Genomic DNA, 6071 nt, shown 5'->3' on the forward strand with positions numbered 1-6071 from the left:
AGTACCTCTTATATCTGGAAAAAGTGTTACTGCAATTAATTTTGATAATGCCGCAACTACACCACCCTTTAAACGTGTTATGGAAGATATCATTAACTTTGCTCCGTGGTATTCCTCCATTCATCGTGGTGAGGGATTTAAGTCTCAACTAACTACTAGTTTATATGAGGATTCTAGAAATATTGTCAGCAAATTTGTTAATACTGATTTTAATAAAACTGTGATTTATGTTAAAAATTCCACCGAAGCGTTTAATAAGCTTTCCAATCTATTGTACGACCCATATAAAAAGAATGTTATTCTAACAACAGACATGGAACATCACTCAAATGACCTGCCTTGGAGAGATAAATTTTTAGTAGATTATATCTCCATAGATGAAGTTGGTCGGTTGTCCCTAGACGATTTAGAAGCTAAATTAAATAAATATATAAATGATATAGTACTAGTTACAATTACTGGTGCTTCAAATATAACTGGCTATAAGAACCCTATTTATGATATAGCTAAATTAGTTCATAAGTTCGGCTGCAAAATACTTGTAGATGGTGCACAATTAATACCCCACGCTCCCTTTACTATGAATAGTGAGAATCCTGAATATAATATAGATTTTTTAATCTTCTCCGCTCATAAAATGTATGCTCCATTTGGCATTGGAGTACTAATTGGGCCTAAAAGCATCTTAGATAACTGTGACCCTGATTTAGTTGGCGGAGGAACAGTAGATATTGTTACTCATGATTATATAAAGTGGAATGACTCTCCAGAGAGGCATGAGGCGGGGTCCCCCAATGTTATAGGTTCTATAGCTCTGTCATCTGCTATTAAGACCTTAAGTAAGATTGGAATGGATAATGTGGAGAATATTGAAAAAAATTTGACTACCTATGCCCTTAAGCAAATAAGAAATATTCCAAATCTTACAATCTATTGTGACACTTCTAAAGAAATTGACAGAGTTAGTATAATTCCATTTAATATTGCTGGAATTCATCACGCCTTAGTTGCTAAAATTCTATCTTATGAATGGGGCATTTCTGTAAGAAGCGGGTGTTTTTGCGCTCAGCCCTACCTTGCTCAGCTATTAAATATCTCTAGTGAGTTTGCACATAACCGTATATCAAATCTTGATTTATACCGTCCTGGGATGGTTAGGATCAGTTTTGGACTTTATAATAGTTACTCAGAAATTGATATACTAGCTTATGCCCTTAATAAAATTTCATTGAAAAGAGATTATTATATTACCAAATATCAAAATATGAAAAAAACTCTTTTTGATATATAATTTCAAAAATTATTTACAGGCAAATAAGAATAGTACACTAGGATCTGTACTATTCTTATTTTAGGCCTATATTAAATTAGTTGTTACTACTGATAATCTCCATTTTATTAGTCTACTTAGACTATAAAAATAATATTACTATAGGAATTGTTATTCCAGAAATTATTGTAGTAATAAATATGCACTTCGAGGCTAGCAAATTGTCCCCACCGTATTTCTCAGCGATTATTGCGGCTGAAACTGCTGCAGGCATTGCTTGCAATATTACACATATGTTTAGTAACAATTCATCTGCTTTTATTAATTTTAGCACCACATAGACAATCATCGGAACTACTAAAAGTCTGACTAAAGTAGCGTAGTATATAGAAATATCAGAAAAAATATCCTTGATTTTCATTTCTGCAAGCATCGAACCAACTACTAGCATAGATAACGGTGTTGTAGTAGACCCCACTAGTTTCAGTGAAGTTTCAATAGTTAATGGTAACCTTATTGAAAACGCGAATAAAATTATACCAATAAATACTGCTATAAGCGCTGGGTTTGCCATTGCTTTCCTCATGGATTTAAAATCCTTTTCTCCTGTATATAGCATTACCCCTACTGTCCACACTAAAAGGTTAAAGGGAATATTAAATATTGCTGCATAAAAAACGCCTATACTTCCATAAATGCTTTCAAGCACTGGATAACCCATAAACCCTACATTAGAGAAGATTGTTATAAATCTAAATACTTGTTGTTTATTTTTAGGCAACTTAAAAAAAAGCATCTTACTAATAAATATTAAACCTATGTGTATTATAAACGAATACATTAAAATCTTTTGGGCATTACTAATCATCTCTGCTTGATATTGAATATTAAATGATGTAACTATCATAAATGGCAAGGTTATATTAATTAATAATTCCGACATGCCAGTATCAACTGCATTGTTAAGATACCTCTTTTTCTTAGCATAAAAGCCTACGGACATAATAATAAATAATACGATAACTTGATTAAGTAATTGACTATTTCCCATTTTCACTCTCCTTAATTAAAACCTTAATTGCAACTTGTTATTAACATAATAAATGGTTAATTCAACAATTATTTCAACAATAACATGATTATATATATAAAAATACTAGCATATACTTTATAAAGACTTCATATTAACATCATAGAATGGCAATTAATACTGATAAGGGGGAATTTAAAATAAATATTAATAAGTACCAATATATGTATGAACTTTATAAAGATGCCGAATACTATAAATACAATATGATGTGTACAAATGCATTTGATCATGAAATTTTTTATAAGAATTCACTTAATGAAAAACTTCGTGAAATAAGTACTTTAATCGAAGAGTATTATGAATTTCCAAGTAACAATCCAACTCAAGATAGAGATGGATTATAGGGAAAATTCACATTAGACGATAAAAATTAACTCACAATAATATGCATTGGGGAGTTTTAAGTTCTCTTAAAACTCCCCAATGCACATTTTTTTTATATTGACATATACTCCATTTTCCTCTTTTTAAAATATACAGGTTTCAAGTCACATATCTCGCATATCCTATTGGCTATCAGAAAATTCTTACCAATATCCTCTGAATTATGTGCGTCTGAGCCTATTGTTACATATTTCCCTCCGAGTCTACTGTATGCCCTATAAACATCAATCAAACTATTATATGCTTCCTTATTGCCCAGTCTTCTAGTATTAAGTTCCATTACTTTTCCATTATGCACTATAGTTTTTATCACTTCATCAATATATTCATTAAATTCATTATAATGCATTTCATTGTCATGAAAAGTGGCATATCTAGATATATAGTCAATATGCCCTAAACTATCAATAAAGTCGTACTGTTTCACACATTCAATCATACTTAAAAAATATTGTTCAAAGGTATCTTTTTTAGTTTTGCCCTCATAACATTTCGTATCGTAAATATCTTCGCCCTCCGATACATGTATAGATCCAATTATATAGTCAAAAGGATACTTATTAACTATCACTCTATTTTCCTCTAAACAAATAGGTTGCATTCCGATTTCAATTCCAAGCATAAACTTGCTGCTTTTATACTTCTCATAGTCATTAAAATATTTGTCTATATCAAAAGTAAAATCTGTTCCTGTTGGAAAATTTAAATCTAGATGCTCTGTAATAGTCATCCCAATACCATTTTTTCTCGAATGTTCCAGCGCGTGCTGAAGTTTCATTTCAGAATCAGAAGAAAACTCCGTGTGTATATGTGAATCAATCATAACCCAACCTCCTAGTTGTCCTTTAAATCATTTCTTCGTATCTATTTCGCATCTTTTAAATGCAATAATAGCTATTTTTTATGTATATCTATACAATTATAACAAAATATAAAAGAATAAGATATAACCCCAAGAACGTTCTTAGGGTTATATCTTATCATGTTAAAGTATTTTATTGTATCATAAGTAATATTACGGAATAACTGTATGAGTTAAATTCAGCGTATCTCCTCCGCCAGAGATTGTGGCGTCATATGTTCCAGCCATGGTTTTATCGCTTACAATCCAATTAAATGTTGTCACTCCTGTTCCATCTGTAGTACGCCATTGAATTACAGAAACTGTTTTATTTGCTAATTTATAAGTAGTTTTTATGTTGTATAAAGTATTAGGTGTTCCCTGTATTGTTATAACACCAGTTCCTTCACGCTTAACAGAAGATACAGAATTAATAATTTTTAAATGGCTTTGATTTATAGATTGTTTTTGCGACATATTTGATACTTTTACCAAAGGTATTGCGCCAATAGTGCTATGGTATCCAACCATACACATACTTAATAATAAAATATATGCTACCTTAATTTTCATAATATCACCTCTTCTTATAGATTAAGGTACCCATATTTGTAATAAAATATTTCATAATTATCTCACTTACTCAATATAAAATTTATTTTTCCACATAAATTACAAACATACCCAAAATATGCATTTTTGAATAGCTCTATGATCTTTAGATTTGGATTTTCTAGTTACAGTTGGGGGCTGCAACTGTAAAAAAAGAAAGACTGTGCAATTAGTGAAAGAAAAACTTTCACTAATTGCACAGTCTTGACCAAACTTGTTTTAGTTTGACTAAACCTTATTGTTTGTAGACATTATTATATAAATAAAAAATTATTTTAGCATTCTGCCATCATTAAATATATCATCTCTATAAGAAGGTTTATTTATTTGTTAATAATTGTTTAATTTCATTAAGATAACTAAACACCTTTACAGAACACTCATCCATCTTCAATAAGAATTGTTCTGCCCTTTCCATATCACCATTTTCGTAAGCGACAACCGCCTCCTTTGCTACCTTATGAAGTTCTATATGTGGATTTTCAAGTTTTGCAAAAGCATTTACATTTTTATATTTTTCACAATCTATGCCATAGTACCATTTCCCCAATGCACAAATTTTATAATCTCCAACCACATTTTTGTCGATTTTTTCATATCCTAATAGCATGTTGTATACTTTCCATCTCCAAAGAAGATGATCTGTTTTGTATATGTCTATCATATCACTATCAGGTAAACACATCCTATTTTTAATAGCTTCCACTCTTATGCCATTAATTTGTTTACTCATATCATATATTGCTCTACCAGTAACATCACATTTTTCATCAAGATAATCTGCTTGTGAAGATAACTCCATTATACTCGCGGTAAAGTGTTGAGTAACCGCGGTTTGTTCTTCTGTATTTGCAGCAACTTGTACAATTATTTCATTTACTTCTCCAACAGAGCAACTAATTTTACTTATTGATTCTAACGCACTATCAACCAATTGTTTTCCTGAATCCAACTGTTCTGCGGTATTACTTATTTTAACTACTGATAAATCAATATTTTGTTGAAGCTCTAATATGTTTTTTTGAATATCTAATACTGAAATTTTTGTGTGTTCTGATAATTTTTTAACTTCATCTGCGACTACAGCAAACCCCCGGCCTTGTTCTCCTGCTCTTGCTGCCTCAATGGCTGCGTTTAGAGACAATAAATTGGTTTGGTCTGCTATTCCTTTTACGATATCAATAATTTTATTTATTGTATGAGTTTTTTCTCTTACGATTTTCATTTGATCATTAATTTCTGAAATATCATCAAATGACTTTTTAACAAAACTTATGGAGTTAGATATTTTTTTCACCCCTTCAATTGAAATATCGCTTGTTTCACTGGAACTTTCCGCTACCTTTTGAGAATTTAATGCAACTTCCTCAATTGAAGCTGCTAGTTCTTCACCACTGGCAGACATAGCATGAAGAGACCCTGTTTGCCTGTTTACACTTTTCATCATATCCTTCATTGAATCCATTCGTGTTACAGTCTCTAAAAGAGTATTTATTTGTAGTATCGTTCTCTTATCATTTTCACGTAAAATACCTACCATATGATTCCATTTTTTTGCTACTTCAGAACAACCTAATTCCTCTTCCTTAATCTCACAATTAGTTCCAGTAATTATATCTTCTATTGCCTTAATTAATATCTCAATACTAATTTGTGGTGTACTACTAACTGAATTTTTCTTTAGTCTTCTAAACATATCTTACATTATCCCCTTTCCTATGAAATTCGAAGTTCTTTGTTATATTCACCTAATATAAAATATGTATTTTAATATTATATTAATTAAATCTTACGGATTAAATAGATTAATATCATACTACATCAATAAACTTCTTCTTTAAAACTAAAGGTCAATAAACCGGATGCATACT

Annotated in this window: 6 protein-coding genes; 2 read left to right on the top strand and 4 right to left on the bottom strand. The window is 30.6% G+C overall.

Features of this window, described 5'->3' with window-relative positions; all coding sequences use genetic code 11:
- Window positions 1-1291, top strand: a 1291-nt coding sequence (locus tag JJE11_RS12930; RefSeq protein WP_291636259.1) for an aminotransferase class V-fold PLP-dependent enzyme, incomplete at its 5' end; no start/stop codon positions are given.
- Between the two features lie 121 nt (window positions 1292-1412).
- On the opposite strand, the gene JJE11_RS12935 is transcribed toward JJE11_RS12930, so the two are convergent.
- Window positions 1413-2321, bottom strand: a complete 909-nt coding sequence (locus JJE11_RS12935; protein ID WP_291636261.1) for an AEC family transporter — start codon at window positions 2319-2321, stop codon at window positions 1413-1415.
- A gap of 146 nt (window positions 2322-2467) precedes the next feature.
- Here JJE11_RS12935 and JJE11_RS12940 point away from each other — a divergent pair, with 146 nt between their 5' ends.
- The gene (locus tag JJE11_RS12940) at window positions 2468-2707 is read left to right on the top strand and encodes a hypothetical protein (RefSeq protein ID WP_291636263.1); all 240 of its coding nucleotides are present in this window, start codon (window positions 2468-2470) and stop codon (window positions 2705-2707) included.
- 92 nt (window positions 2708-2799) lie between these two features.
- Here JJE11_RS12940 and JJE11_RS12945 read toward each other — a convergent pair whose 3' ends face one another.
- The 3 genes from JJE11_RS12945 to JJE11_RS12955 all read right to left on the bottom strand — a co-directional run bounded on the left by JJE11_RS12945 (window position 2800) and on the right by JJE11_RS12955 (window position 5896).
- Window positions 2800-3570 (bottom strand): histidinol phosphate phosphatase, encoded by a 771-nt coding sequence (locus JJE11_RS12945; protein ID WP_291636265.1) that lies wholly within the window; start codon window positions 3568-3570, stop codon window positions 2800-2802.
- A 192-nt stretch (window positions 3571-3762) separates the two neighbouring features.
- On the bottom strand, window positions 3763-4161 hold the full coding sequence (locus JJE11_RS12950) for a hypothetical protein (protein ID WP_291636267.1): 399 nt from the start codon (window positions 4159-4161) through the stop codon (window positions 3763-3765).
- Between the two features lie 358 nt (window positions 4162-4519).
- Window positions 4520-5896, bottom strand: coding sequence for a methyl-accepting chemotaxis protein (locus JJE11_RS12955; protein ID WP_291636269.1), 1377 nt, complete (start codon window positions 5894-5896; stop codon window positions 4520-4522).
- Window positions 5897-6071: the final 175 nt, after the last annotated feature.

It is taken from the genome of Clostridium sp. (assembly GCF_016650095.1).
Classification (GTDB): domain Bacteria; phylum Bacillota; class Clostridia; order Clostridiales; family Clostridiaceae; genus Clostridium_AD.

What these genes read in the sequence shown, in the direction of transcription:
- JJE11_RS12935 (WP_291636261.1), bottom strand. Translation starts at nt 2,321, where the DNA reads ATGGGAAATAGTCAATTACTTAATCAAGTTATCGTATTATTTATTATT.
- JJE11_RS12950 (WP_291636267.1), bottom strand. Translation starts at nt 4,161, where the DNA reads ATGAAAATTAAGGTAGCATATATTTTATTATTAAGTATGTGTATGGTT.
- JJE11_RS12940 (WP_291636263.1), top strand. Translation starts at nt 2,468, where the DNA reads ATGGCAATTAATACTGATAAGGGGGAATTTAAAATAAATATTAATAAG.
- JJE11_RS12945 (WP_291636265.1), bottom strand. Translation starts at nt 3,570, where the DNA reads ATGATTGATTCACATATACACACGGAGTTTTCTTCTGATTCTGAAATG.
- JJE11_RS12955 (WP_291636269.1), bottom strand. Translation starts at nt 5,896, where the DNA reads ATGTTTAGAAGACTAAAGAAAAATTCAGTTAGTAGTACACCACAAATT.